Here is a 25,413-nt window from a genome sequence, read left to right on the forward strand (position 1 = left end):
AAGCCTTCCAGCATCGCTTTCTCTGTGAGCTGATTATTTGAGCATTATTTCTAAGTTTAAACTTTCCGCTATTAAGGAGTACTGCTCCAGCAACTCCGAATCCAGGGAAAGGCCTTGGACAAAGACAGCTTGTTCTCTTTCCCATTCCCTTTCGCCCGGTAAGTTAATCTTCTCAAATCCAGGTGCCAGAGACAGGTTTTTAAGCTCTGAAATGAAAGTTTCCGTCCGTTCTTCATACTCAGATCTTTCAATAAAACTATCTGCTTTGATAATCACCATAAAATGACCTACATTAGCCGGCTCTTCGCTTGGACCGTATTGCCAAGCAACCCCTTTACCATAACCGGCTCCGGTAAGCACCCCTGCCAAGAATTCAACTGCCAGACTTAAGGCCGATCCTTTTGGCCCGGCTATAGAAAGCAGCACCCCTTCGAGGGCAGCCTTAGCATCCGTGGTCGGATAACCATCCTTATCTAGAGCCCAGCCTTCCGGTATTGACTCATTTCTTTGAGCTGCCCTAATGATTTTTCCTCGAGCTGCTACGCTGGTCGCCATATCTACAATAAGATGTGGCCTGTTCTTTCTAGGCATTCCAAAGGCAATTGGATTTGTGCCAAAATACGGTTCCTTGCCACCAAATGGAGGGGTTGCAGGTGGAGCGTTGGAAAGGAGGATAGAAATAAATCCGTGATCGGCCGCTTTTTCACAATAATACGTAGAGATTCCAAAGTGGTTGCTGTGCCTGACTCCCAGGGCACAAACCCCAATCTCCTCGGCGACTGCCATACCTTCCTTCAAACCCTGGAGCATTACTACAGACCCCAATCCATTATCCCCGTCGATAGCAAGCACTCCCGGCAATACCCGCTTGCAGGTTATCTGGGGTTTTGGATTCACTAATCCTTTTTGGATACGTTTCAGATAGACAGGGAAACGGCTCAGACCATGGCTTGCAATCCCTTTCATCTCTGCTGTGATGAGATTCTCTGTTACGATTTCGGCGTCTAGCTCAGGAACCCCACTTAAAGAGAAGGCTACACGCATAAATTTTTCTAGTTTAGCAACTGCAATTGTCCTTGAAGTTTGCATATGATTCTCTCCTTCTTATCTGCGCATTATTTTTTGGGGACTTTACTTATTAAACCTAAGTCAGTAAAGCGGCAATAATCGGTATACTTAGGATAATGGTTAATACCCGCACCAATTGCATAATGCTAATTTTTAGCATATCTGCTTCCATTTCTTCCCCAACCACCAACATCTGACTGAGTCCTCCCGGAGCCGAGCCAAGGATGCAGGTGATGGTATCCCAATGAGTCGTATAGCGTATGAACCAGCCAACCATCAGATTACCCAGTACAACAATCAAAGAATACCCTGCGATGGGCAGCATCATCTCCTGAATCTTTTGAATCATTGCGGGGGAAAATTCAAGTCCAATGGTAACCCCTACGCCGATCAGCGCAAATTTCATTACCTTGCCGGGGAATTTATATTCCTCACACAAAAGGACATTTACAAATCCCACGGTTAGCATCGCTCCGATCACTCCCCCTCCGGGAAAACCCACAGCAAGCAGAATCACTCCTCCCGTGATCCCAGCAACGTAGATCAAGATTCTTCGCAAAGTATAATCAGATTTCGCAACTGTCAAAACCTGTGAACCATCTATTTCCGAAGGAATGTGTTTACCCTTTACATATTTTGCAATAACAGGAATAAGACTGACGATCACGATCAGACGTACAAATTGGAAGGTAGATACGATTGCCACCTCGGAATCATAAGAAAGCGCCATCACGGTCATTTCAGTGATTCCACCGGGAGCTGCAGAGAAAAGAGCAGTTGCAAAATCATTTGTAAAACTTCGTATCAGAAAGGTAAAGACTGCAGTTGACGCCAAAGTATAGACAGCAATCACTAAAGAAACTTTCCAAATATTTTTGATGTTTCGAACATTTTTATGATTAATCTTTGCTCCACCAGATAAACCGATGATGATCTGAAAACCATTAATCATGCTCATCGGCAATTCATGCAACCCTGCGCCCAGTATCTGGCAAGCACCAATTAAGACCATTGGACCTAAAATGGCAGGAGCAGGAAGATGAAGCATGGTAAACACCCAATAACTTACCAATGCTAAACCAATAATCATACCGACTTGCGCAATTAGATTCATTCTTCTTATAATCCTTCTTCCTGAATAACCATGATCTATTGTATTTCGCCCATTAGAACATCAGATTTTCTAAGTACTTAACCTTTACCGTGAATCCCGAGAGAGATATTCACCGAATGTGGCTTTAACCCTACTTCCTGACAAATACCTAGGACATTATCAATGAGGCCGGTCACAACTACGGACAGCCCTACTTCTTCTTCCTTAAGACGCGTTAAAACATTGACCACCTTTTCCCGTTCGTGAAAACAACACATGACCGGAGAGTTATCTTCTGTTTTTGCTATCATCTTTTGAGGATCAAGGCCCATAGTCATATTCTCTTGAGTAGTGAGTGAGCCTAAATTGGTCGGACCCTCTTCAAAAATCATTTCCAAGGTGCGCCGGATTTTGGGACTGCACCCCACATGGTTTATACCCATGGCAGGTCTGGAAATCAGAACATAATCATCCTGAAAAGTTTCTTCTGATCCGATACGGTGAAGTGAATGAGTCATTTCTAGTCCTCCCTTAAAGGCCGTCCCAGTCCAACATTAACTTTCATATTCTGGGAAGGCTTGATGCCTATTTTCTTTAATCTCTCAATGACCGGCAATTTACCATCTGGTTCAAAACGGGAAATCAACGCCCAAGAGAAAATACAATTGGCTTTACCAGCACTTTCATATATTTTCGTACAGACTTGCTCGAGATTCTCCTGGGGAATGACGAACTCTACGATCCCCGAGAGAACCTTTTCGTTTCTGACCTCTGCTTTTATAATCCCAGTCCGCACATCTTCCATGAGGAAAGTAAGTGGGTTAGCTACTTCAAATGCAATCCCTTCCTCTGCTAACACCTTGGTAATTACTTCTACATCCCCAAGACGAGTTCCCACGCCAGGACGGCCAAACTCTAAGGCGATACCAAAGAATCCACGTTTGAAACGTGCTGTCACATCATTGCTCTTTACTTCTTCCGTACCTCTCCCTCGAACACCCGTGTTCTCATGTTTGGACGTGGGGTCACTGAATACTTTCCTTACTGAACGCGGCCATTCCATGGTCTCTTTCGGTTCATAAATTGCATTGACTGGGCATTTAACCTGTCGGATACAGATTCCGCATTCTACACATTCGTCCCAATTTATTTGGGAAGTATCTTTTCTCCTCTCTATTGCCCCCATAGGACAATAGGGCAGACATTGTCCACACCCGACACATAATTCCTGGTTGATTTTCATTTAGGTCCTCCTCGATTGACGATTGACTTATTTAAATAATCCCTTCGCCAAGCTATTAGTATTGTTAATAGCCTATAGCGAGTGCAATATTCATGCCAATTGTTTGAAAATATTAAAACAGAGAAAATATTTTATCTAAAGATTGCCTCCTGACTCAATAATAACTTGCTAGAAATAATAAAACTCAGAAAATCAGGAAAGGATTACGAAACAAGTGAAACGTTTCAGGAACTTTAAAACACAAATTTTGTTTCAATTTGTTCCATGCGTTTTTTTCATAAGTGTTAGTGAACTCATTCAACTAAAGATGAAGTATCACCTGAGCTTATGTCCACGAAATTTTCAGATCCTAAATTCATATCTGTATTGTATGGCAGGTGTACTTATATGTATAATAGCTTTATGTCATAAGAAAGCATTCCAAAATTTCATGAGACAGTAGTCCATCAACTCTGATTCTTGTTGAACACATAATACTAGTACCCTGTCATAACAAGTTAAATAATAAAACGTGTTGAAATCAAGAATATCTTAACGATTTTCTCCAGATTTCAACACGTTCATTTTATATCTATATTGTAATTGCCTTTAAAACCAAGGATGTCTTAAATCATTGGTTCGATTTAGACATTCTCCACAAGGTAGTACGGCTTATGCCAAGCATTTCAGCCGTCTCCTTACGTGTTAGCTTTTTTGTCTTTTCAACCAGCTCGCTCCCATTGTCAGGTCTTACTATCTGATTGCGAAGCAAACTATGAAATATTTCTTTTACATCCAAGCCGGTTATTTGATTATTGGTAGATAATACACTCAATCTCTCACAAATATTTCTTAATTCCCTGATATTTCCTGGCCAGTCGTGTTTTATGAGTTCAATAATCGCGTCATCAGTCATGTTAATACGGAGTTTATCGTGATCTTCATAGTCAGATAGAAATACTTTGGTAATTTCTTTGATATCATTCTTGCGATAGCGCAGTGGCGGAATATTAAGCCTCAGAATATCTAACCGATATAAGAGGTCTTGCCTGAACTTATTGTCTTCTACCTTTTGCTGAAGATCCACATTGGATGCCGCAATGATTCTTACATCAACGGGAATGATCTTATCATCCCCTAATTTTCGTATTTCTTGTTCCTGTAGCACCCTTAAAAGCTTTGCTTGGAGACCCATTGGAAGCTCAGCTATTTCATCGAGAAAAAGAGTCCCTTTATGCGCTAACTCGAATAGCCCCGCCTTCCCTCCTTTAGTTGCTCCTGTAAAAGCCCCTTCTACATAGCCAAAAAGTTCACTTTCTAATAATTGTTCCGGTAAGGCTGCACAATTAATCGCCACGAATGGCTGATTTTTTCTTTTGCTTCTTTTATGAATACTTTGAGCAAAAAGTTCCTTTCCTGTACCAGTTTCCCCAATAATCAGAACATTAGGATTGGCATCAGCATACTTTTTGGCGATCGTAATGGTTTTCATTATACCGTCACTGTTGCCTAGGATATCTTCAAAATCGTATTTCGCCACAAGTCCTTTTTTAGAAAGTTTTTGACGTATCTCAATCTCAGTTTTTTGTAATTTATCGACATTCTGAATCAGTAAAACTGTACCTAGAATTTTCTCATCTACCTTGATTGGCCTAGTATTGATTACTATCATTTTACTATCGATATCTTTTAAAATATTTACTTCTCGGTATTCATCTGACATAAATTCAAATTCATTAAATTTTGGAGAAACTGCGGAAATACAATTCCCTTTTAGGATTGTATCGGGGGAGATATTGAGGATTTTAAAGACTGCCTCGTTATGAGCTGTAATGATCCCCTTGTTATCCACCGCTAAGATCCCATCATTGGCATTCTCCAAAATGATTTTGAATAGTTCACTTTTCTTACGTTCTTCAATAATGGCATTGGCTACACTAAATGCTTCATAAATTGCTATCTTATGCGCTTCGTAGCCCACGGTAATTCCTAAACAATTAATCCCGTCTCGAACAGCATGTCGATACACTGTCAGTCCGCCTAAGATCGCATCAATTTCCATCTTATTAATGTTTTTAAAAATTTCTGTTACATGGGCATGATCCCTAACCCCAAATACCGTAAGCTTTACCTTTAAGATGTTTTCAATAAATTCTTTCTCAACCACAATACTTTCCGATACCATGACAGCAATATTTTTAGCATTGAATTTATTCTTGCATTCCTCTATTCCACGCATGATGTCATAACCCGTGACTGCCAGCTCAATAGCGCGGCCATGTTTAAATTTTTTACTCAGTGTTGCATAGCTTATGCCACGGGCAATGACAATATTATTTTCGAAGTCAGACTCAATCAAGCGCTGAATATCTACCTTCTCAACCAATTCAAAGGTAACATCCTTATTTGCTTTAGTTTTTACAATTCGATCAACTGTTCCATGATTTTCAGGGACAGCATAAATGATATTAATCATACAAGTTCCTCCATTGGCAATACTCTTAATTACATTATAGCAAAGAAGGAAACTCAAACCCATATTCTATACGAGCTTTTCGGCGAACTCGCTTTAGCTAAAGCAGAACACGAAGCTTCGGTGACGAAAGTCTCCGGTACGATAGTCTCCAGTGGAGACTATCGCCGAAGCACATGGCTTGTAACGAATACTATTGTGCTGAGGATAGCTGAGTCTTCTTAGAATTTAATTAACCATAAAAATAAGACCCCGAATCACTATTCCAGTGATTCGAGGTAATCTATTATGTTTATTAAAGGACTGCAGTCTTCTGCAGTCTGCTATGGAAAAAATTACGCCAAAACAAGGTTTTTAGCCTTTTCCAAAATAACAGCCAGTTCTTTCCTTTCTTGTTCTCCCAAAGGCACCAATGGCCTGCGAGGTTCTCCGCCATAGAGTCCCTGCATTTCAAGTGAAGCCTTTAAACCTGCAACACCCCAACGTGCTGTTACTGCTTGATTGATATCCAGCAGTCTGAGCTGGAGTTCCTTAGCTTGATGATGCTTTCCAGCCAGCACAAGTTCATGAATTTCCGCGCATTCATTGGGTAATACGTTAGCTAAAGCAAGAGTTCCTCCTGCAGCTCCCAGTGCTAAGCTGGGATAAAGAAAACTTGCAGACCCGGCAAAAACAGCAAACTCAGAAGAAGTAGCATTAATGATCTCTGCAATCTGCACAATATTGCCGCCAGAATCTTTAACACCGATAATATTGGGATGTTTGGCTAACTCAGCGACTAGTTTGGAGGAAAGATTAATTCCAGAGTTTCCTGGCATATTGTACAAGATAATGGGGATGGGACTCTCATCAGCCACTTCAATGTAGAATTTCTTGTTCAATTCATCTGTCATAGCTCTTTTATAATAATTTGGACTTAAGACTAAGGCGGCTACAGCTCCAGCTTGAGCAGCATATTTTGTCAATTCGATGGTTTCTTTGGTCGATTCACATCCGGTCCCAGCTATGACGGGTTTTTTACCGTTGGATAATTTACAAACTGCGCTGATTGACTTTCTTTTTTCCTCAGGACTCAAGACTATAAATTCTCCGTTAGAACCCAAAACTACAATTCCGGCTAATTTAGACTCCAGCCAGTACGTCATATTATGGGCTAATTTATCGAACGCTAATTCACCATTTTGAAAGGTTGACGGGATAGGAGCATATATTCCCTGCAGATTAAACAAAACTAACCCCCCTAATAAATGTAGAATTTTATAGTTACGCCGTTCTACTCTTCTGGTAGGACTGAATTGCCTTCTTAATTAATGGATAAAAGATTGCTAGAATCGAGATTCCTAAAATGCTTCCAGAGACTGGTCTCATGAAGAAGATCATAGGATTTCCGCCGGAGATAATCATAGACTGTCTGAGGGAAGTTTCCAGAAGGATCCCTAGTACTAAGGCCAAGACCATTGGTGCCGCCGGATAGTCCATCTTCTTCATGAAAAAACCTAAGGCTCCAAACCCTATGGTTAAACCGACATCAAACATGCTGTTATTCAAGCTGTAGGATCCAATCAGGATAAAGCTCATCACCGTTGCATTTAAAATCGGTCTCGGTACATTGAGAATCTTGATAAACAAGGGGACAGCAAGAATCGCTAATATTAACAGAAAGATGTTCCCAATATACATACTGCCAATAAGACCCCAGACAAAGTCAGGATTATTTTCAAAAAGCATAGGACCGGGTCTTAAGCCGAACATCATTAGGGCCCCAAGCATAATGGCTGTGCTTCCTGAGCCAGGAACACCCAATGTCAACATCGGTACCATCGCGCCAATAGAAGCAGCATTATTCGACGATTCTGGTGCAGCCACCCCTTCGATCACACCAGTTCCGAACTCTTCACTGCGTTTTGAGGTCTTCTTCGCTACCCCATACGAGATGAAGGAGGCAATGGTAGCACCAGCACCGGGAAGCATCCCGATAAAAAAGCCAATACCTGTACCTCTGAAAATATGGGGCAAGGAAAACTTCCAATCTTCTTTGGAGGGGAGAAGTTTACGCCAGGTAACATCCTTCTTATCAATCTTAATGGTACATTCTTCCGTTCCGCAGGTAAGAATCTCCGCAATACCGAAAAGGCCCATCGCCACAGGAATAAAGTCTAACCCTTCATATAAATGCATGGAGCCAAAAGTAAAGCGAGGAATACCCTGCATCAAATCCAGACCCACTGTCGCAAAGAACAAACCCACCAAGGCGGATATAAATCCTTTAGAAGGATACTTGCCTGTCATACCTGCAATGGTTGTTAGACCTAAGACCATCAGCGAAAAGTATTCGGGCGGACCAAACCTTACAGCAAAGACTGCTAGCGCAGGGGCTAAGAACATAAAGGCTATAACAGAGATTGTTCCACCGATAATGGAAGCAAAAGCAGCCATCCCTAAAGCCTGCGCGGCTCTTCCTTTTTTAGCAAGGGGGTAACCATCGAGGGTCGTCATGACTGCCGCAGAATCACCAGGTGTGTTAATGAGAATTGAGGTAATAGATCCCCCATACATTGCTCCGTAGTAAATTCCGGTCAGCATAATAATTCCTGAGATTGGATTAGCTCCAAAAGTTAAGGGGAGAAGTACGGCAATCCCAGCAGCAGGTCCCAAGCCAGGTAGTGCTCCCACGAGTGTGCCGAAAACAACTCCAACCAGACAATATAATAAATTCATAGGATCATTGGCTACGGACAGGCCAAAAAGTAAATTTTGTAATGTTTCCATATTGCCACCTCCTTAAAATCCAAAAATACCTTTGGGCAACGGAACGCTGAGAACCTTAACAAAAATTCCAAACAATAAAACCGGAGTACAAACTGTTAGTCCGATCACTGTTTTCCAACTCTGCGTTCCCATAAGTTTCGCAATGACTCCTACCATTAGGCCCAAGGCAACAAGAAGTCCTGTAACCGGAGTAATTATCATTACCAGAGTAGAGCTCCCGATGACGATGAAGAAGTTCGTAAAATCACCGGCCTTAAATGGATTAGCCAGTTTGCTCGCAAATTTTGTAAATGTCTTCACAGCTGGAATAAATGCAACCAGTGCTATGCTGATCCCTAGCCAATAAGGCATAAACCCCGGCCCTGGAGTTCCATCAACCATGTAATCTAAGTTTGATGATTGAAATGTTAAGAAAAGTCCAGATAAGATAATTAAAAAACTCACAATACGATTTGCAATACGCATTTGACTTAACCCCCTCCTTGCTTAAGAACTATTTGTTAGGAACACATTTTTCAAATAATTTTTCTGCCCGTTCGGTATTATATATACCACATATACAAAGAGGACTGATTATTACTGTTGCTTGCTGTGCAGATATTTTACCTTGTTTAACTTTATCCATGGTTTCTTCAATTAAAGTTCTGGAGACTAAGCCATGTCCGCACATTGTCATCAATTCCAGAACCTCCTCAGCAGGAAGCTTATCTTTTTTTCCCCAAACATCCAAAGATAAGTTTATGGAGTGTGGTTTAATTCCGTATTCTTTACACATATTCAAAGTATGTTCGATAGGACCAGAAAGAGTTACCGACATTCCTGTGTCTAATTCCTGCATCTTTTTAATGGCAGCAAATGCTTTTTCTTTGCTGGCAAAGTTACACCGTATACGAGGGACCTTCGTGAATCTCGAGCGGATTTGCTCCAGGGTTACGCCTGAAAGAGTGGTACCTGTTTCATTCGATCCAATATTAGTTGGCCCTATCTCCCAGACCGCATCTAGAATTTTACTCATCCCCTCCCTTGATCCGATATGGTTGATTCCGGATGCGGCAGTGACCAGCAAGGTAAAATCATTTTTTAGATATTCATCGGTTCCTCTCCGATGTAATGAATGCGTCATATAATTACACCCCCTAAGCCTCTCTAGTTATCACTAAAGGCCTGCCCATTCCCAGATTTATTTTTGCATTCGCCCTATGGGCCATTCCTATCTTTTGAAGTCTAGGAAGGACAGGAATTGTTCCATCTTCATCAAAACAACATATCAGATCAAGAGAAAACACTGTGTCTAAATCCTTGGCAACTTCTTTAGCTGCTTCCAAGATTTTTTCCATATTTTCAATTTTAGTGCGACACTCAACAATCGCCGAAATCACTCTCTCTTGTTTGTACTCTTCTTTAAAAGTTCCTTTTGTGCGATCCTCCATCAGGTGGGTGAGCGGGTTGCCTTCTTCATATTCTACCCCAAGTTTCGCCAAGGCCATCGTGACTTTTTCAACCTCATTAAAATCAGTGCCGAGACATGGTCTGCCCATTTCAATAGCAATTCCGATCTCGCCGCGACAAATCCTGCCGGTAACATCATTCGTTTTGACTTCTTCAGTTCCACGGCCAGGCACACCTGTAAGGTGGTGTGAGGTAGCAGGGTTACTGAAAAACCGTCGAACTTCTCTGGGTGTTCCCTCAATCTGTTCTAATGGCTCATAGATCGCGTTATTAGGGCATTTATGAACTCTTTTATAAGATCCTTTTAGGATCACTGAATCTGATGATTCCTTATAAACAGCCTTATCTGCGCATTTTGCAAACCTTTGACGGATACAGTTACCACATTCTACACAGAGGACTTGATCTATAACCGCAACTTCATCAACCATACTTATTGCATTATAGGGGCAATAGGGCAAGCATCTGCCGCAACCGCTACATTTTTCCTTATCAATCAACATCTCTTACTTCCCCCTAGATCAAGTTAGACAATCTCATACTATCCTCTGTACACCAGAATATAATAAAGAAAACTTGCTTGGCGTCAAACCTCCAGGTGCAGGCGCCGCCTTAGCGCTCTTATGCGCTGGCCATGGATGGCCGAGTGTCCCTGTAGCCAAGGATGGCGAGAAGGGACCTTTCAGAAAGTATGTAACACAAGTAATACTTTCTGTCTAGAAGTAGAGTGTAGAGGAGTCGCCACGAGAATCGGCTCCTCTTCCTAAATCCAGAACTACTTTCCTATCACGCCAAGATATTTCTCAAACATTGTACTCATAGTCTCACTCTCTTTGGTGAATTCTTCGGACATCATAATTGTTTCTTCCATAAAGTTGTCAGCAACGAACTTCTTCCATTCTGGGGTTGCTGCAGCTTTCGCAAACATATCTTCTAAATACTTAACATTTTCAGCAGAAAGACCCGAAGGCGCCACAATTCCACGAGTTTGAGCCATTACAATGTCAAATCCTGATTCCTTCAAAGTCGGAATATCTTTCAGTTCTCCGCTTACGCGTTTTTCCGTAGTAACCGCCAAAGCTCGTAATTTTCCTGCTTCTATCTGAGCAGCAGCTTCACTGGGTCCTAAGAAGCCGAAAGTGGTGTGTTGTCCCATTATCGCAGTCATTACTTCTCCACCGCCGCCGAAGGGTACATACTTCATCTTGGCACCGCTTTTTTCTTGAAGCGAATAGAATGTAATGGCATCGACGGAAAGGCCGCTTGAACCTGCAGCACTAATCTTTTCAGGGTTAGCTTTTGCATCTGCCAGTAACTCTGCCAAGGTTTGATACTTGGAATCTGCACTCACCAGCAAAAGATTAGGATCAACGCATAAGGCTATTACATGAGTAAAATCTTTATAAGATACAGGAGATTGGCCAGACAAAGGGCCTGTATAGAAACTAGAGCTAACCGTACTCAACTCATAGGGATCTCCCTTGTGATCATTGGCTACATATGACCAACCAATAGACCCTGAACCGCCTGGTTTGTTCACGACAACTATGGGCTTTGGAGAAAGTTTGTTATCCGCAATAACTTTTGTCAGGGTCCGGATAAAAACATCACTGCCACCTCCGGCACCCATAGGTACGATCATTTCAAAAGGTTTTTCGGGATAATTTGCTTGAGCTTGAGGTGCGTCGGCTTTACCGCTGCAACCAACTACGGTGGTGAGTGCGAATAGACAAGCCATTATCATTGCCATCCAACGAGTATTTCTTTTCATCTCTCCAACTCCTCCAGTTCTTTTTTAATTCGTCACCAGAAAATGTTTTATACCGAAATAACTCTTCCTTATAGGACTTATTTTAAAATAGTGGTTAGCACTCCCCCTTTTCTTTAATTACCAATAATTCAAAATAGGTCAATTATCCACAATAACAAATTTGTGTTATTTGACGTTAAAATTATAGAGTTTAACCTAACCTTCTTTTATAAGCCGATTTACGTAATCAAATGATGCCTTTGCAGCACTGTAACAATCAGGTAACTGGTCAATCTCCATGGAGATATAACGGTTATACCCTAAAGCTTTAAGGACCCTTACAGCATCGACGAAATCAATTTTACTTGTTCCCGGCACTCCACGATCGTTATCAGCAAAATGCATATGAAGATTAAAATCTTTAGCCTCAATAAAACTTGCCGCCTGAGACTTGTCCTCAATATTCATATGAAAAACATCCATCATGATGAACAGATTAGAGAGTTGTTGTTGCTTAACCCATGCCAAGGCTTCCTGGGTGGAGTTGAGATTGTCGATCGCAAATCGACACTGTGGTTCCAATGTGATGGTGACATTCTTCAACGCCGCATATTGACATACAATTTTAAAAGCCTGGTCTCTCCATTCTTTAGCTTGAACTTGATCTCCTTGCTTGACATTCCCACGCAATTTGCCTATGTTAACCTGAGCTCCAAGCCTTGCAGCAAAGTCAACTGCTGCCTTTGTCCGTTCAACCGCCTCGTTTCTTACACCTTCGTCTGACGATGTAAAGGAAATTTTGTCCTCTGCAACGATTGGTCCCGTTCCAACAGCAGCTAACTCCAGATCATAACTCATAAGCAACCGGCAAAATTCATCTTGGTCCATCTCCCTGGGGTCACGGACGAAAGCTTCTACTCCCTGGTATCCTATCCCCTTGAGGGAAGCAAACATTTCCTTAAGATCTCCCCGATAGGCCAAGTACTTACCTTTTGTGTCAGGTGTGCAAACAGTGTAGGCTAGCTTCATACTTTTTCTCCCTGTCTTTGTTATTTAAAGTCAAACCATTTCTCAACTTCTGTAGCTGACTCCAAGTAAGTCCTCAAAGACCGCGATCATACTGCCTTTGTCTTTTTCGCCATGACCCTTCAATAAGGCCATCTGGTATGTGGTGGTCGCCGAACTCAATACCGGCATAGGAATACAAAGATTGGCTCCAATCTCCGCAGCGCTGATTAGGTCTTTGTAAGCGTTTTTCAAAGGATATCCATCGACAAAACTATCCTTCAAAATGCGGGGAATGAAAAACTCGGATGCATAACTTTTCCCTGTGCCACTGTTTACCACCTCACCGACATTCTCCGGGTCCAACCCCATCTTTACAGACATGGGAAGAACTTCTGCCAGTGCGGCGACGTTTATATCGAACAATAGTTGGTTAATCAGTTTGGTAAGTTGACCACTTCCGGTGTCACCCATGTAAAGAATTTTAGTGCCCATACATTCTAAATAAGGCATCATCTCAGCATAAACTTCTTTTTTCCCTCCACACATTACAGTGAGGGTGCCTTCCATGGCACGGGCTTCCATGCCTGAAACAGGTGCATCAAGAAATTTAACACCTTTCTCTTCCAGACTTTTAGCAATTTCTAAGGTTGTTGAGTACTTAATCGTACTAAAGTCAACTATGATCTGACCTTTTCTGAGATGATGGATAATCCCATTTTCTCCCAGAAGCACTTTATGTACTACATTACTGTCAGGAAGACAAAGAAAAATAATATCGGCTGGAACGATTTCCAACAAATTTGTGCTTGTTTTAGCTCCCCTTTTTTCAAATTCAAGAAAGCTGTCTGCTCTAGTATCAATGACCGTGAGCTCCGCACCACTCTTAAGCAGATTCAGTGCTATGTGCTTACCCATCTGTCCTAGACCAATAAAACCAAGCTTCATAATATATCACTCCTCAAAAGAACGATTAATTCATTCGCGCCTGTTCATTCTATCGATACCGGCCATTTTAGCAGCCAGAATGTAGGCATTTTCCCATGCACCAGGATTTGCAATTCCCTTTCCAGCAACATCAAATGCTGTGCCATGAGAACAGGTTGTTACAGGATGGGGTAACCCAGCCATGACTGTTACTCCATTATCGAAACCTTTTAATTTCATCGCAATTTGACCTTGATCATGGAACATCGTGACAGCAACATCAAATTCACCCTTGAACAATTTGATAAAGAGCGTATCCGCAGGAAAAGGACCCTGGGCATTTATTCCAGCCTGTTTTAACTGTTCGACGGCAGGGTTGATAATTTCAACCTCTTCAAGCCCGCAAGTTCCACCTTCTCCTCCATGAGGATTTAAAGCCGCAACTGCGATGCGCGGATTGTCAATTCCTGCTCGCTTAAGTGTCTTATGAACAAGATCAATGGAATTCAGTATACCCTTGATCGTAAGATTCTGACTTACATCCTTGATAGGGATATGACTGGTTATCCTGGATGTCCAAAAAACGTGATCCAAGACATTAAGTTCTCCTCGATAACCTTTGAATTCAAAGAAATTCGAAAGAAGGTCAATCGCGCCGTTTAAAGTAAAGCCTGCTAATTTCATCGCCTTTTTATTATTGGGGGCAAAACATATTCCTTCGATCAGACCCTGTTTACAAAATTCCACACACGCACCGACATTGGTTGCTGAATCCTTACCGCATACAGAACTGACTTCACCTAGTTCAACACTGTAGGCATCAATACTCCCAGTATCTAAAAGCACTAATCCACTCAGCTTAACAGCCTCTTCTATACTGGAAGCAACCTTATAATCGAAAGACACCTTGGCAATTTCCATGCCCCTTTTTAAGACCCGTTCATCCCCTACGATGATCGGTTGAGCATACTGTTGCAATACCCCTTTGGCAGCAGTTTTGACAACAATTTCTGGACCTATCCCTGCTGCATCCCCTAAAGTTAGGCCAATTACCGGTTTACTATGTAAGTAATTCTCTGCCATTTCTACCTCCGTAAAATCTAAAATTATTATTGATGATCTTGATCTCTATAAGTGCAATAATCATGCCAATAATTTGAAAATATTAAAACAGAGAAAAAATTTTGTGCAGAAATTGCATTCTCACTCAATAATAAATTTTGAAAAACGAAATCTTTAGAAAAGCAGGTGGATTATCAAGAAACGCGCGAAACATTTAAACAACTTTAGAACATTTATATGTTTCAATTCGTTTCACTTGTTCCATCTTTTATTCCAATATTTTAGATTTTATAGGAATATTGAACAAACTAAATTTTAACTCACTCCAGAAAAAATTTCTCCTGTTTTCCCCTCAGGTCCCAAAGGACAGAACTTTCAGGTTCCTGGACCATATCATAAGTAATGACACTCCCTGCCTTCACATCCATTTTAAGTTTATTTCCGTTAAGCAGATGGGCAGGAATGGGATTAGTCCCAGACTTGACAGCTGCCGGGGCAATAAACGATGACATATTCCGGTCCCGGTCATTGCCGCAAAGAGTACCTGCGGGAAGATCTCTGACTGCTCTTCGGACAAGATCAAAGCTGTGCTTGTATTCTCTGGCTCCGGTGTCCACGCCGAGCATTGCCGCGCTCATCAGGGAAGTAGACGACTCCACCCCGCACAAATGATAGGGATGACAAATAACTGCCACCGAATTATCATAATTTCCGATCAAACCTTTTGAAGTCAAGATGTTCTGGGAATAAGCATTTTTGCTTTTTACCACAAGGTAAACCCCGCCCCCCATACTGGCTTCCTCTTTCCGTCGCAAACAGGTAATGATATCGATCCTGCCCTCTCCGGCAAATATGCCGCCATTTTCTGTACTGCAATAAACTATAGGGACTTCATTAACCCTTAGACTTCCCTGATGCAGGTTTTCCACATCCGGAACCAGCCCGGTGGCGTTGGCAATCATTACAATCTCACAATAGTCGAATCCTGCCGTTTGAGGAAGCTCACTCAAGATTTTTCTTCTCTTCTGTAAATACTCTTCCCCCTTGCCTTCAGGGATGAATTCGAGGTACTTGGCATCTTCCTGTGAAATCTTTACAACGACTGGGTCCGGAATACCTTTTTTCACATCTTCCGGGTGAGTTACTGTTCCTTCTCTCTCATCATAAATGTATTCTCCGTCACGTGATTTGCCGGCGCTCACAATCTCTAGACCAATAAGCCGTGCCCATTCCACCAGTTGCATTAAGATAGCTGGTTGATCGCCATCTACAGGTGTATATACTAACCCCTTTTGTTTGAACATCTCATGTAAGACAGGACCAATCACGGAGTCAGTCTCCTTGGTAATCATGACCATATGTTTCATATTCTCCAGTGCCAATTTAGCATGATGGGCGCCTGCTTCCGGATTTCCCGTTGCTTCAGCGACAACATCAATATCTAGCTGAAAAATAATATCCGGCGAACTGGTAACAACATATTTCCCTTGTTCAATGGCCGCTTTAGCTTCAGATAAAGTATTGCACATGCATATCTCTTCATCAGGAATGTTCGCTTCCCGATATGAATTTTTGGCATTCTCAATGTTTTGGTCTGCAACAATATTGACGGTAAGATATTTGTTAAATAAGGATTGCGTTACAATTGCTGTGCCATAATTTCCACCTCCGATTAACCCAACTTTCACATGACTTTGCTTTGCAAACTTTTCTAAAAGATGATGATAGAACATTTTTCAAATCTCCTTTGTGGTTCATTATCTACTATGAGCTTTCTCCATGTCCACGGAATTTTCAGAACGTTATGCTTATGTGTATTGTATTGTAGGAGCACTTATATGTATAATAGCTTTATGTCATAAGAAACCATTCCAAAATTTCATGAAGATTAACTGGTTAACAATTATTCGAAATAACTACACGCTCGTGCGTATCATAGAGGAACGTTAATGCAGGACTTTAAGTGAAGGAGTGTTTCTATGAAAGATAGTGATTGGGCAATTCTCGATACGTTATATCGCGAACCGAATATTACCAAGGCTGCTGATCTATTATTTATGACGCAACCAAGCCTGACAAAACGTTTGCAACAAATTGAGAAGGAATTTACCACAACCATTGCAATCCGTAATCCGAAAGGTATTGTCCTCACAGCACAAGGAGAGTATTTAGCCATTAAGGCTGGAGAGATGCTACGAAAGTTTAAAGAAATTCAACAACAGATTATGGAAATGAACGACGGCAATAAGGGAACTCTAAAAGTAGGTGTTAACAATTCTTATGGCCGCTTTCGGCTTCCATCTTTGTTAAATCAATATAAAACCATGTATCCCAATATTAATTTCGAGATTGCCAGTGGTTTAAGCAGTGATGTTTTGAAAATGGTTAATCTTAAAGAGATTAACATCGGATTTATTAGAGGAGATCATGACTTCCACGGAATTAAACAACTAATCTCGGTTGATCCCAGCTACATCGTTTCCAAAAAGGAAATCCCCTTTGAAGATCTACCGTATATTCCCCGCATTGAATATCTAGTAGACCCTTTAACCGTTAAATTGTTAGATCACTGGTGGTATGAGCATTTTACAGTTCCACCGCTCAAAGGATTGGTCGTAAATCACGGAGACACCTGTCGTGAGATGATTGCCAATGGACTAGGCTACGGAATTTTCCTGGTACCAGAATTCATTGAGGGCGCTGTTGGTTTATATAAACAACCTATGCTGACTAAAGCCAAAAAGCCTTTTACGCGAAATACGTGGATGATTTTCAACAATGATTCATGCAAAATACCTTTCGTCAGAAATTTTATAGATTTTGTATGCACCCAAACCAATTCGACAAAATGATTTTCACCTATAAAACAATACAGCTTAAGGTTCAGACTCTGCCTGAATCATAAGCTGTATTGTTTTATACTAGTCGAAAGTAGAACTTATCGTTATATACTTTAGACTAGTATAAGTGCACCTAAGGTTATCCCCTGCGGCCCTTTCTCACCATACGACACTAGCCATCACGACACCTCGCCATCCATAGCGGTGTTCTGATCTCGACCATTCTTGTTCAAGTCATGCGATGCTTTACCCTCGAACATCCTCATTCGAATCATGACAGTGCTCTACCCGAACATCCCGTTCGTTCTTGTACGTAGCTAGAGGCATGGCACTAGCCATTCTTACTGGATCTTCGACGTTTTCTTTTACGAAAGGGTTACTTATTTCAACTGAGAATTTATTAAGATTTTCCTTAAGATTATTAGCCAATTTAGCCAAGTCTTTGGAGCTCTCAGCCATATATTCCACGATTGAAGTCTGCTCTTCAGTCGTAGCGGCGATTTCCTCTGAGGATGATGCAGATTCTTGGATTAAATCCGCTATACTCTGGGTCAGGCTTAACACCTCAAAGGAACCCTTGTTTAGCCCGTCAAAAATCTTGCTAATATGCAGTGCATCGGATTCTGTTCGTCTAACATGCTCGACAATCTTCCCTAATGAACCTCCACTGATCTTAATTAAAGATACTTGTTCTTCAACAGACTTTTTATTGTTTTGCATGAGATGCATGCTAGCTTTAGATGAGGTCTGAATTCTATCTACTAGATTTACGATCTTATTCGATGCTTCTTTAGACTCCTCTGACAATTTTCTAACCTCATCAGCCACAACGGCAAAACCACGTCCCGCTTCGCCAGCGCGGGCTGCTTCAATGGCAGCATTGAGAGCTAATAAGTTAGTTTGGTTAGATATTTCAGTAATCAAAGTGATAATTTCACTGATTTGGTTAGATTGGTTACCTAAATCATCAATTAATTCAGAGGCTTCTGCTACCGATTCAGCTATGATATTAAGATGCTCAATTGCCCTATTAGTTGCCTCCTGACCTTCAATTGCAACGATTGTAGAGTTATTAGCTTCCTTAACTGTCGCAGTTGCTTCCTGATATCCGATTTCTACTTGAGATCTAGTCTCTTTCATCATCTTAACGATGAGTCCACTTGATTCAGTTTGTTCAGTAGCACCGTTAGCAAAATTACTCATTGTCATAGCAATTTGATTCGTTGAATTCGCGATCTGGCCTGATGCATCAGCAAGTTCTTGTGAAAAAACCAGGATTTTGTCTGAACTGCTGGAAACCTCATTAATAATAGTTCTCAGATAATCTTTCATCTTATTCATGGCAATATTTAAAATATTTATTTCATTCTTACTTTGATTCGTTTCGATTTGCTCCAACTTTAGTTGTCCGTTACTTATTTCGTTAGCGATGGCAACAACCTTATTCAGTGGTCTAGAAATAGATGTTATAATTAACCAGCCAATAATTACACAGAGAATGATAGAAGAAATAAGCAAACTGATCATAATCTTCGAGGCAAGATCCGAGTTTATTTGTATCTGATCTTTTAGTGCCTCAGCATTCTCCGAACTATGATTTGCTAAACTGAGCAAATCACTATCTAATCCATCATAAATGATATTTCCAGAATTAAAGGTGACAAATGTTGTGATTGTATCATTCCCTTCGGCAACTTGAGTGACTAACATTTGAAAAGAATCGAAAGCCTGTAAATTACCATTAAGTGCTGTAAGTTGATTACTTTGAAATTCATCTAAATTTAGGCTTTGATATTGAGCTACAAGTTCAATAATCTTCTTCTTGTTTTCTTCTATCTCGAACAAGAATTGGTTCTGCTTTTCTTTTGTGGACAAAATAAATAACAATAAAGCGGCTTGATTATCACTGTTTAGTTTGCGAAGATCACTGATCGTCTCAATTTGCTTTAACTCTTTGTTATACATCGTATCCACAAAATTAGTTGTTTTAGTTAGTTGATAGTAGCCCGTTAGGCTACTTACTAATAAAAACACAGAAGAACAAATGATAAGAATTACTATTTTAGATGAAACTTTTAATCCGCTAAATAACTTCATATCCCCCCTAATAACAGACTGCGGAAGACAATATCTCCGTAGGCAGGCCCCCATTAATCGCACCCTTTTAATTATGGTTTTTGCTTTGCTTAACATTCTGATCCCTCCTCTGTAATATGTAATATGCAAGACTTATGCCATAATTTTGTATATTTCATATTCTTCAGTGCACATGTGATGCATACGACGAAGACAGCGAGATCCTAATATTGGTTTCGACTGCCCTATAAAGTTTACACACAACACTAAATCAAAATTTAATCACTTGCCGTGCAACTTACCAGAAGTTAATCCTGCATGTGTTTTTTTTATGGATATTTGTAAATTCCACAATTGTACCTTGACTCTCCGTGATATAGTTGCCATTATTATAGGATACTTTATAATGAAGTCTTTTTTGCTATCTTTTATCAAAGACAATGATTTCTCCTCTTCAGAGTTACAATTATAATGGTGAGGTGATCGTGAAAATGAGACCTAAATTATGTCTCCTCGCTCCCAATGAAACAATTGCCAATGTCGCAAAGGAGGTTATTAATGAGAACATAATTAACAGTGATGTTTTATTTATCATTGGCAACTTAACAAACCAAGGAGTTGAACTTGCTAAACAAGCGCTCGAAGATGGTGCTGAAGCTATAATCAGCCGGGGCGGAACATTCTTGCGAATTAAGGAAGAGATTACTGAAATTCCTTGCGTTCAAATTAACGTCTCGACAATCGACTTATTAGAGGCCTTGTATCAAGCCTCTAATTTCAGCAACAAAGTTGGCGTTGTCGGTTATCCTAATACGATTTATCAAGCCTCATCCATTGGCAAGTTTCTCAGATTGGAAATTATAGAAATCGCCATTGAAGATCCTACTGTTTTCCCTGAGCGGCTAATTGAGGAAATTGGCAAAGGCTTAAAAGTTATCGTTGGGGATACTATATCCACTGATTTTGCCTCAAGTCTTGGTATCCACAGTATCTTAATTTCCTCAGGAAAGCGGGCTATTTATGAGGCCTTGTCCCAAGCGCAAGACTTAGCTGTATTACGGCGAAAGGAAGCCATATCTCAGCAAAGGCTCTATATGATCTTAAACAACTTATCCGAGGGGATTCTGGCAACGGATAGTGAACATAGGGTGACTCACAGCAATCCTGCAACTGAAAGGTACCTGGGGTTGTCTATATCGGAAATGTTGGGGCAAAATGTTAAAGCTATTCTTCCTGGAAAGCATCACAACGATGAATTAATCACTATTCGCGATCAACAATACATTTTAAATCTTGAACGTATCGAAAACCGCGGTGTCATGAACGGCGAAGTTTTCACGTTCAAACCTATAAAGGAAATACAAGACTTAGAAACAAAACTAAGAAAAAAATTACATAGCCGGGGCTTGGTGACTAAGTTTTCTTTTAAAAACATTATTGGAAATAGCCAAACCCTGTCAGCGTGTATTCAAAAAGCTAAGCGGATTAGCAAGTCTAATGCTACTGTTCTTATTACAGGGCAAACTGGAGTTGGCAAGGAAATGTTTGCTCAGAGTATTCATAACGAAAGTCCGCGTGCCCTCGGACCTTTCGTCGCAGTTAATTGTGCATCTTTTCCGGAATCCATTCTTGAGAGCGAATTATTCGGGTATGTAGAAGGCAGTTTTACGAATGCCCGTAAAGGTGGGAAAATGGGCCTGTTTGAACTTTCTCACAGGGGTACTATTTTTCTAGACGAAATTGGCGATATGAGTTTATCAGTACAGGCCAAGGTGTTAAGAGTTATTCAAGAAAAGGAAGTTGTTCGCCTAGGGGATGACAGTGTTATTCCAGTTGATATTCGAGTTATTGCGGCTACAAATGTTGATTTGTGGAGTGCCGTTAACGATGGGCGTTTCCGCCAAGATCTTTACTACCGAATTAACGTTTTAAGATTAGAGATTCCGCCATTATATGAAAGAGACCAAGATTCAATACTTTTAGCTGAGAAGTTTTTAAATCAATTAGCACCTAACATCGAATTTGAAGAAGGAGCATTTACTCCTCTGTTAGACCATAATTGGCCGGGGAATGTTCGTGAATTATATAATTTTATTGAGCAATTGGCTGTTTTGCATGAAGGCGATAGATTGGATGAACGGCACATTCGTAAATTTCTATCTTCGAACACGAGGAGCAAGGAGATTTCAGCCATTGAAAATCTAAGGAATTTTTCTGGCAGGCTTACTGACGCAGAAATTTTCGAAGTTCTAGAACAGTGTCATGGCAACCAAACTGCTGCCTGTGAGATTTTAGGAATAAATCGTTCCACGCTCTGGCGACGATTAAAGAAAATCGAGAATAAATAGATCGGATTAAATAGGGATTTCCCGAAGTGTTGAAGGCCGTTGCATAAAACGTTGCATTCGTTGCATTTGTACTTTATTTTGAAGATTAAAAACAATAGACCCCTTGAAATTTGAGGGGTTTTATTTTTTTTGATTTTTGGCATGTTTCTTGCAACTCAAATAATTGAATTCTCACATATTTAAGTTTATGGTCATGGATTGGAGGGTTTGGTTTAGGGAAGAAAACAACAGAGATTATGGATACCACAATCACTAATTAAAGAGGGGGAATAATTCAAGTGTTTAAAAAATCGATATGGAAAAAAGCCGTCATATCTGGACTAGCTGTGTCGCTCATGCTGACAATGACCGCATGTAGAACGACAAACCAACCTGCAGGTACATCGAAAGTGGAATCAGATTATCCTAATAAACCCATCACGGTTTTGCAAGGATTTGCAGCAGGTGGGGGGAGTGACCAACTTGCCATGTTAACCGGGCCTTATTTACAAAAAGAACTAGGCAACACTTTAGTTAACCAGTATATTCCTGGAGCAACCGGGGCTATCGCTTGGACACAATTAACCAAGCAAACGGCAGCAGATGGGTACACGCTCAGTATTACGAACACGCCTATGCTGATGACCAACTATTTGATGAACACTGAAATCAAGTACACTATTGACGAATTAACTCCTATCGCCAATGTGGTTACTGACCCTGGTATCCTCGTGGTTTCTAAGGACAGTCCATTTAAAACATATCAGGATTATATAGATTATGTTAAAGCCAACCCGGGACAGCTTACGATCGCCAATTCCGGAACAGGTGGTGACGACTTTTTCACGATTTTACAATGGCAAAAAGCAACGGGCTTGAGTGTTAAAATGATTCCCTTCACAGGGGACGGCCCATCTTGGCAAGCTGCAGCCGGTAATAAAGTTCAAGCCAGCTCCACTAACCTAGGAGTTGTTTACAGCCAAGTTAAAGCTGGAAATCTAAGGGCTTTGGCCATTTATTCTGAGAAGAGAAGTGACCTCTTACCGGATGTTCCAACTGCAAAAGAGTTTGGTGTGGAATTAGTTGCTGGATCTTCTCGTGGCTACAGTGCCCCTAAGGGGATTCCCGACAATGTGAAGAAGAAATTGATTGATTCTTTTACAACAATAGCTAAAGATCCTGCATTCTTAAAAGGGTTGCAAGGTGCAGCACTCCCTATCGATCTAAAAGTAGGGGACGAGTATGCAAAATATCTCAAGGATCAGGAAACTGAATTTAAGGCCATCTGGGATTCAGTAAAAGATACAATTAAAAAGTAAATCTCTTCGAATTTATAGGGAGAGGCAAGACCCTCTCCTTTCTAATGGTGAAACGGAGGTCATTTTATGAACAATTTGGCAAAGCAAGGGCTCGCTTCTGCAATTACCTTAATCCTTGCAATCGTTCTCTATGTTGATTCTTTCAACCTGCCTCCAGCGGCTGCTAGCCTTCCGCGTGCTCTAGCTTGGATTATTATTGTCTTATCTATGGCTATGTTTGCCGAGGCTTGGTACAAGGAACGAAAGAAAGCTAAAGTGAATCAAGAGACAAAGGAACCCATTCGCATTATCCGAGTGTTAGTTTTTACAAGCATGATTATTTTATATGTTGCATTGATCAAACCTCTGGGCTATTTTCTTGTAACTCCATTGTTTCTCATCGTTGGCATGGCCTATCTGAAAGCCACCCGCCTTTGGAAAGCGGTCCTTATTGCGCTTGGTTTCACACTCTTTTGCTACTTTCTCTTTGTTATGTTCCTGCATCTACCAATTCCAATGGGTCTATTCTCTTAAAAGGAGTGATATATAAATGAACGAGATTATGATAGGACTTTTAAATGTGGTATCACCCTTCAATTTGTTGGTGATTGCGTCTGGGACAGGGCTAGGCATATTTGTAGGGGCCATGCCTGGGCTTTCTGCAACTATGGCCATTGCACTGCTCCTTCCTGTAACATTCGGAATGGATCCGGCTGCAGGAATAAGCATGTTAGCGTCTCTATACATGGGAGCCATGTACGGAGGGTCGATTTCCGCCATTCTTCTGAGGACTCCTGGAACTCCGGCTGCGGCAGCAACCGTCTTGGATGGATATCCTATGGCTCAACAAGGACGGGCTGGAAAAGCGTTGGGGGTATCTTTAACCGCCTCCCTAATCGGAGGGGTCATTAGCAGTATTGCACTCTTAACGATAGCACCGGTGCTCGGTAAGGTAGCGCTTTCGTTCGGTCCTGTCGAATTGTTTGCGATTGCGGTACTAGGCATTACGATTATTGGTTCCTTATCTTCCGGTTCTCCAATCAAGGGAATCCTTTCCGGAGTTGTTGGATTGATGATTGCCCTGGTAGGGATGGATCCCATCTCTGGAACGCCGCGCTTCACTTTCGGACAGATGTATTTATTTAATGGTATATCCTTTATTATTGCTTTGATTGGCCTCTTCTCGATTCCCCAAGCTCTTCGTCTTGTGGAAAAAGATGATGCTGTTAAAAAAGCAGTTAGCTCAATTAAGGATAAGATGTTGCCAACCTTCAAAGAACTCAAGTCCATGATTGTAACTATTTTGCGCTCGAGTGTTATTGGTGTATTCACTGGATTGATTCCAGGAACGGGTGGAGATACAGCTTGTTGGTTCGGCTATAACGAAGCAAAGCGCTTCTCAAAAGAAAAGGAAAAGTTCGGAACGGGGTATCCAGAAGGAGTTGCTGCCGCAGAAGCGGCAAATAATGCCGTTGTCGGCGGTGCTTTGATCCCAACGATCACTTTGGGAATCCCGGGCAGCTCTGCAACAGCAGTTCTCTTAGGCGGTTTAATGGTACACGGCATCATGCCTGGGCCAACCCTTATGACGGAGCATTCTTTGATCACCTATACCTTAATCTGGGCAGTTCTGCTTTCTAACGTTTTCATGTTTCTTGAAGGTCTCGTTTTGACTAGGGCAGCAGTTTCGGTAACCAAGATACCCAATTTGGTTCTGGCCCCTATCATTATAATCTTATGTGTTATAGGATCTTTTACTATCAATAACAGTATAATCGATGTGTTTGTCATGGTCTTCTTTGGAATTTTGGGATATTTCATGGATAAGATCAACATTCCCACAGCACCAATGGTTGTCGGTATGATCCTGGGCATGATGTTGGACAATAGCATGAATCAGTCACTCCTTATGAGTGACGGAAGTTGGATGATTTTCCTCCGAACCCCTGTTTCGGCAATTCTGCTCTTAATTGCTTTGATTTCAGTTTTGCAAGCCACACCGCTTTTTGGTTTTATCAAAAAGCGGCTTAAGAAAACCACTATTTAGAAGAGGA

Annotated in this window: 21 protein-coding genes; 5 read left to right on the plus strand and 16 right to left on the minus strand. The window is 41.2% G+C overall.

Going from position 1 to position 25,413, the window contains the following annotated elements; all coding sequences use genetic code 11:
* Nucleotides 1–33: 33 nt before the first annotated feature.
* The 15 genes from BUB11_RS16905 to BUB11_RS16975 form a co-directional block, all read right to left on the minus strand.
* Entirely contained in the window at nt 34–1,089 is a 1,056-nt protein-coding gene (locus BUB11_RS16905; RefSeq protein ID WP_073030936.1) for an Ldh family oxidoreductase, read from the minus strand.
* 55 nt (nt 1,090–1,144) lie between these two features.
* The gene (locus BUB11_RS16910) at nt 1,145–2,182 is read right to left on the minus strand and encodes an AbrB family transcriptional regulator (RefSeq protein WP_073030937.1); all 1,038 of its coding nucleotides are present in this window, start codon (nt 2,180–2,182) and stop codon (nt 1,145–1,147) included.
* 77 nt (nt 2,183–2,259) lie between these two features.
* The gene (locus tag BUB11_RS16915; protein ID WP_242947583.1) at nt 2,260–2,679 is read right to left on the minus strand and encodes a hypothetical protein; all 420 of its coding nucleotides are present in this window, start codon (nt 2,677–2,679) and stop codon (nt 2,260–2,262) included.
* A 2-nt stretch (nt 2,680–2,681) separates the two neighbouring features.
* A complete protein-coding gene (locus tag BUB11_RS16920) occupies nt 2,682–3,404 on the minus strand; it encodes a DUF362 domain-containing protein (RefSeq protein WP_073030938.1) in 723 nt (240 codons plus the stop codon).
* 610 nt (nt 3,405–4,014) lie between these two features.
* On the minus strand, nt 4,015–5,859 hold the full coding sequence (locus BUB11_RS16925) for a sigma 54-interacting transcriptional regulator (RefSeq protein ID WP_073030939.1): 1,845 nt from the start codon (nt 5,857–5,859) through the stop codon (nt 4,015–4,017).
* Between the two features lie 332 nt (nt 5,860–6,191).
* Nucleotides 6,192–7,085 carry a dihydrodipicolinate synthase family protein gene (locus BUB11_RS16930; RefSeq protein WP_073030940.1) on the minus strand — a complete coding sequence of 298 codons (894 nt, stop codon included), beginning with the start codon at nt 7,083–7,085 and terminating at the stop codon, nt 6,192–6,194.
* A 34-nt stretch (nt 7,086–7,119) separates the two neighbouring features.
* Nucleotides 7,120–8,625: a tripartite tricarboxylate transporter permease gene (locus tag BUB11_RS16935; RefSeq protein WP_073030941.1), complete on the minus strand. Its 1,506-nt coding sequence runs from the start codon at nt 8,623–8,625 to the stop codon at nt 7,120–7,122.
* Nucleotides 8,626–8,637: 12 nt separating this feature from the next.
* On the minus strand, nt 8,638–9,090 hold the full coding sequence (locus tag BUB11_RS16940) for a tripartite tricarboxylate transporter TctB family protein (RefSeq protein WP_073030942.1): 453 nt from the start codon (nt 9,088–9,090) through the stop codon (nt 8,638–8,640).
* Nucleotides 9,091–9,118: 28 nt separating this feature from the next.
* Complete coding sequence (locus tag BUB11_RS16945) at nt 9,119–9,748, minus strand: hypothetical protein (RefSeq protein WP_073030943.1); 630 nt, start codon at nt 9,746–9,748, stop codon at nt 9,119–9,121.
* 13 nt (nt 9,749–9,761) lie between these two features.
* Nucleotides 9,762–10,577 (minus strand): DUF362 domain-containing protein, encoded by an 816-nt coding sequence (locus tag BUB11_RS16950; RefSeq protein ID WP_073030944.1) that lies wholly within the window; start codon nt 10,575–10,577, stop codon nt 9,762–9,764.
* Between the two features lie 272 nt (nt 10,578–10,849).
* Nucleotides 10,850–11,845 carry a tripartite tricarboxylate transporter substrate binding protein gene (locus BUB11_RS16955; protein ID WP_073030945.1) on the minus strand — a complete coding sequence of 332 codons (996 nt, stop codon included), beginning with the start codon at nt 11,843–11,845 and terminating at the stop codon, nt 10,850–10,852.
* A 195-nt stretch (nt 11,846–12,040) separates the two neighbouring features.
* Entirely contained in the window at nt 12,041–12,853 is an 813-nt protein-coding gene (locus tag BUB11_RS16960; RefSeq protein ID WP_073030946.1) for a sugar phosphate isomerase/epimerase family protein, read from the minus strand.
* A 42-nt stretch (nt 12,854–12,895) separates the two neighbouring features.
* Complete coding sequence (locus BUB11_RS16965) at nt 12,896–13,777, minus strand: NAD(P)-dependent oxidoreductase (protein ID WP_073030947.1); 882 nt, start codon at nt 13,775–13,777, stop codon at nt 12,896–12,898.
* Between the two features lie 30 nt (nt 13,778–13,807).
* Nucleotides 13,808–14,839 (minus strand): 4-hydroxythreonine-4-phosphate dehydrogenase PdxA, encoded by a 1,032-nt coding sequence (locus tag BUB11_RS16970; RefSeq protein ID WP_073030948.1) that lies wholly within the window; start codon nt 14,837–14,839, stop codon nt 13,808–13,810.
* Nucleotides 14,840–15,138: 299 nt separating this feature from the next.
* Nucleotides 15,139–16,551: an NAD(P)H-dependent oxidoreductase gene (locus BUB11_RS16975; RefSeq protein WP_073030949.1), complete on the minus strand. Its 1,413-nt coding sequence runs from the start codon at nt 16,549–16,551 to the stop codon at nt 15,139–15,141.
* A gap of 246 nt (nt 16,552–16,797) precedes the next feature.
* Here BUB11_RS16975 and BUB11_RS16980 point away from each other — a divergent pair, with 246 nt between their 5' ends.
* Nucleotides 16,798–17,670: a LysR family transcriptional regulator gene (locus BUB11_RS16980; protein ID WP_073030950.1), complete on the plus strand. Its 873-nt coding sequence runs from the start codon at nt 16,798–16,800 to the stop codon at nt 17,668–17,670.
* Between the two features lie 234 nt (nt 17,671–17,904).
* Here the strand turns inward: BUB11_RS16980 and BUB11_RS16985 are convergent, their stop codons facing one another.
* On the minus strand, nt 17,905–19,851 hold the full coding sequence (locus BUB11_RS16985; protein WP_073030951.1) for a methyl-accepting chemotaxis protein: 1,947 nt from the start codon (nt 19,849–19,851) through the stop codon (nt 17,905–17,907).
* Nucleotides 19,852–20,225: 374 nt separating this feature from the next.
* Between BUB11_RS16985 and BUB11_RS16990 the strand changes: the two genes are divergently transcribed.
* The 4 genes from BUB11_RS16990 to BUB11_RS17005 all read left to right on the plus strand — a co-directional run bounded on the left by BUB11_RS16990 (nt 20,226) and on the right by BUB11_RS17005 (nt 25,406).
* Nucleotides 20,226–22,082, plus strand: coding sequence for a sigma 54-interacting transcriptional regulator (locus tag BUB11_RS16990; protein ID WP_073030952.1), 1,857 nt, complete (start codon nt 20,226–20,228; stop codon nt 22,080–22,082).
* A 278-nt stretch (nt 22,083–22,360) separates the two neighbouring features.
* A complete protein-coding gene (locus BUB11_RS16995; RefSeq protein ID WP_084110355.1) occupies nt 22,361–23,380 on the plus strand; it encodes a tripartite tricarboxylate transporter substrate binding protein in 1,020 nt (339 codons plus the stop codon).
* Between the two features lie 66 nt (nt 23,381–23,446).
* Nucleotides 23,447–23,893, plus strand: coding sequence for a tripartite tricarboxylate transporter TctB family protein (locus tag BUB11_RS17000; protein WP_073030953.1), 447 nt, complete (start codon nt 23,447–23,449; stop codon nt 23,891–23,893).
* A gap of 16 nt (nt 23,894–23,909) precedes the next feature.
* Nucleotides 23,910–25,406: a tripartite tricarboxylate transporter permease gene (locus BUB11_RS17005; protein ID WP_073030954.1), complete on the plus strand. Its 1,497-nt coding sequence runs from the start codon at nt 23,910–23,912 to the stop codon at nt 25,404–25,406.
* Nucleotides 25,407–25,413 lie beyond the last annotated feature (7 nt).

Origin of the sequence: Desulfosporosinus lacus DSM 15449 (genome assembly GCF_900129935.1) — a bacterium.
Taxonomy (GTDB): Bacteria; Bacillota; Desulfitobacteriia; order Desulfitobacteriales; family Desulfitobacteriaceae; genus Desulfosporosinus; species Desulfosporosinus lacus.